The organism is Gordonia sp. C13 (assembly GCF_023218005.1).
GTDB lineage: Bacteria > Actinomycetota > Actinomycetes > Mycobacteriales > Mycobacteriaceae > Gordonia > Gordonia namibiensis.
The window spans coordinates 1-3,480 of the sequence record NZ_JALPSY010000058.1 but is presented as its reverse complement, the minus strand read 5'-3'; the positions used below and the strand labels follow the sequence as shown (position 1 = coordinate 3,480).

The following is a 3,480-nucleotide window of genomic DNA, read 5'->3' as shown; positions in this document are numbered from 1 at the left end:
CGGGTGAGCAGGAACGGAACCGGTGAGCGCTCAGGCCTCCTTGCCCGACGCGGCGAGCTTGAGCAGCTGGCCTGCCGTCGCGTCGGGCAGGTACGCGCGCGAGACCGCCAGACCAATTCGGGGAAGATCGGATTCGTCGCGGAACGCAAGGTAGACGGGTTCGTAGCGCGGGTTGAACTTCTTCTTGAACGTGTGCAACGACCGGAAGCCATAGTAGGGCTCCAGAGCCGCGCCGAGGGCGTCGAGCAGTTTGTCGAGCGGCTCGGGATCGAAGTCCTCGGTGCGCGCGAGCGGTGCGCCCGACAGCGAGATGAACTGCGCGCCCTCGTCCTTGAAGGCCACCGCCGACGAGGCGATCAGGTACTCGACCACCGGGCCGAAACCGTCGGTGCGTCGACGCATGATGTCCAGCGTCCAGCCCGCGACCTCACCGCCGGCGGCGTACACCGGCAGCCATGACAGCACTCCGTGGACGTTCCCGTCGGGATCGACTGCGAGCGCGACGCGCACCGCCGGGTCCATCGCCTCCTCCACGCTGCCGAGCGTGAAGCCCATCTCGGGTAAGCCCTTGTCCCCCACCCATTCCTCGGAGATGGCGCGGACCTGGGTCCGCACCGCGAAGGATTCGTCGGCCAGGGTCACCATGCGCATCGTGATGTCCTGCTTGCCGGCCTTGTTCAACGCGGACCGCACGTGCTGCCACGGCTTGCCCTTGAACTCCAGCCCGGGCAGGTCGACGATCGTGTCCTCGGCGATCTGCACGCTGAGCCAACCGCGTTCGGTGACGATCTCCGACGTCGACGATCCGATCGAGAACCAGCACGGCGTCGCTCCCGAACGCTCGGCCAGTTCGATGAAGGCGTTCACCGCATCCCGACGACGATCCGGGGCGCACACCGGATCCGCAAGGGCCAGCAAGGTCCCGACATGGTTCTGGTACGTCACCACCGACTCACCGGTGGGGTCGTCATCCGGCGACGTGAACTGGTAGGAGTTCCCGGGCCAGGTCGTCATCCACGACATCGTGCCGCCCCCGTGCTGACGGAGAAGTGCCTTCACCCGGTCCACCGGGTCGGCGTCGGGGTCGTCGCCCGGCGTACCCACATGCCGCACCCTCCATGGAACGGCGAAGGCGAAGCGGCCGGGGATCAGGATGGCCAGCAACACCGCCCACAGCAGCGTCGTTCCCAACGTCACCGCGCCCTCGGTGGACACATCGGTGAAGATGACGAGAACCACGGTGAGGACGGTCAACACGACGTTCAACGCGCCGAGGACGACCGCTACCCACCAGGCCCACCGCTTGCCCCTGCGGAGTTGGTCGGCGATGAGGACGTTGATCACCAGACCGATGAGCATGGTGAACACGGAATCGTCGCCGGCATCGGTCGGCCCCAGCGGGCCGTCGCCGGGGAACAAGAAGACCATCAGGTTCGCGGCCGCGATCACCAGCAACGCCGCGCAGCCCAGCATGCGGACCTCGCGCCGGGTGCGCGGCATGTAACCGCGTTCCTTGGTGGCGAAGAACTTCTCCCCGACCACGAGCATGATCACCGCTGCGAGAACGTATTCGACGGAGGCGAGGGTCCCTTGGAACAGGAACGCGATCGCGACGACGGCACCCATCAGCACACGAACCCGTAGTCGCCACGGTGACCGGACCGTCGCCGAGGCCACCGCGACCGCCGACACGACCAGCGCGCCGACACCGGTGCCCCGTGACTCGGCGAGTTCCTCCGCCCACTGCCACGACGTGACCTCGGTGGACAGCAGCCACAGCAGGCCGACGGTCAGGAAGCATGCGACGAGGTGGCCGCCGATGCCCACCAGGATGGCTCTCACCGTGCCGAGTTGCCATTCGGCCCAACCCATTCCGACGATGACGACGACGAACGCGAGCGCGTACAGCCAGGGCCCGGGTTCGACGAAGGCGGAGCTGATCGGTGTCCACCACTTACCCTCACGCAGGGCGGGGAGACCGAAGGCCACCTCGTGGTACCAGGATTTGTCGTTCGCCCGGCCCCACAGCGAACCGGTCGCGACACCCACGACCGCCAGCGCGATCGTGAGCGCGGCAGTAAAGGGCAGTCGGCGGACAGCAGCGGACCACGACACGTCGAAGTGCATGGTCAACGGTACGACGGGAGGTGAGCCGACACACTCCCAACGACAGGAACCGACACGAATGCACCCGTCGGAAACGGCTTTCGACACAGATTCCGTGTCGGATGGAGACCTACTCCGGGTGCGGGGTGAGAATCCGCGGACCGTCGGCGGTGACCGCGACGGCAGTGGCGCGGTCGCGGGTCACTCGCGTGCCGAGGACACCAACTGCGGTTGCGCGGACCGATGACCGCGAACCCTGGCGGCCAACGTATCCAGACGCCCGACCTGCTGCGCGGTCAATTCGACGTCGACGCCGGCCAGGTTCTCCGTGACCCGCTCGGCGAAACGCGAACCCGGGATCGAGACGACGGGAAGACCGAACTCGCGCCCCTTGGTGTAGAACCAGGCCAGCGCCAGCTGTGCACCGGTGACGCCGACCTCGTCGGCGATCTGCAAGAACTCCTCGAGGATCGGCTGGTTGTACGCGAGGTTGGTGGGCGTGTAGCGCGAGATGTTCAGGCGCACATCGCCTTCGACCAGATCGTCGTGGTCGAGGAGCCCGGCCAGCCACTTGCGGCCCAGCGTCGAATAGGAGACGAACCCGAGTCCGTGCTCACGGGCAGCGGGCACCACGAAGCGCTCGACGTCTCGGGAGACGACGCTCCACTCGGACTGGATGGCCGCGATCGGGTGCACACTGACCGCGCGGCGGATCTCGTCACCGGTCGCCTCGGACAGACCGATGTGCAGGACCTTGCCCTCCTCGACCAGTTCCTTGACCGCGCCGATGGTCTCCTCGATCGGAACGACCGGGTCGACGCGGTGCTGGTAGTACAGGTCGATGCGATCGGTGCCCAGCCGAGCGAGGCTGAGCTCGACCTGCTCGCGAACGTACTCTCGGTCACCGCGGACCCCGCGCTGCCCGACACCACCCTGACCGACGATGCCGAACTTGGTGGCGAGCTGGACGTCGTCGCGGCGGGTCTTGAGCAGCTTCCCGATCGTGGTCTCGCTGCGCCCGTTGCCGTAGACGTTGGCGGTGTCGATGAACGTCACACCGCTGTCGACCGCATGCGTGAGGGTACGAAGGGCATCGTCATCCGAGACCGCGCCGTAGACGTCGGTCAGCGACATGCCACCGAATCCGAGGGCGGAGACCTTCAGTCCGTCGCCGAGTTCCACAGTCGTCATCTCGTCCCCACTCTTCTCTGCTCGACACTCGTCATCCACCGCGCCCGGTCACGCCTCCGCGGTCATGACCATTCAACGGGTGTGCGAATCGGCGATCAATCATTGTTCGCTGTATGAACAATAAAGTGGAACTCCCCGACCCGGCAGACTCCGGGCGGTGGCGCAGACGAGCCGAGCGACCGA

At 66.7% G+C, this 3,480-nt stretch carries 2 protein-coding genes; both read right to left on the bottom strand.

All coding sequences use genetic code 11. The annotated features are described in order from the left end of the window. Nucleotides 1-30 precede the first annotated feature (30 nt). Nucleotides 31-2,127 (bottom strand): bifunctional lysylphosphatidylglycerol flippase/synthetase MprF, encoded by a 2,097-nt coding sequence (locus M1L58_RS23145; protein ID WP_248660613.1) that lies wholly within the window; start codon nucleotides 2,125-2,127, stop codon nucleotides 31-33. A gap of 180 nt (nucleotides 2,128-2,307) precedes the next feature. Beyond that, complete coding sequence (locus M1L58_RS23140) at nucleotides 2,308-3,297, bottom strand: aldo/keto reductase (protein ID WP_006867006.1); 990 nt, start codon at nucleotides 3,295-3,297, stop codon at nucleotides 2,308-2,310. Nucleotides 3,298-3,480: the final 183 nt, after the last annotated feature.

Coding starts and splice junctions, on each gene's coding strand:
- M1L58_RS23140 (WP_006867006.1), bottom strand. CDS start 3,297: ATGACGACTGTGGAACTCGGCGACGGACTGAAGGTCTCCGCCCTCGGA.
- M1L58_RS23145 (WP_248660613.1), bottom strand. CDS start 2,127: ATGCACTTCGACGTGTCGTGGTCCGCTGCTGTCCGCCGACTGCCCTTT.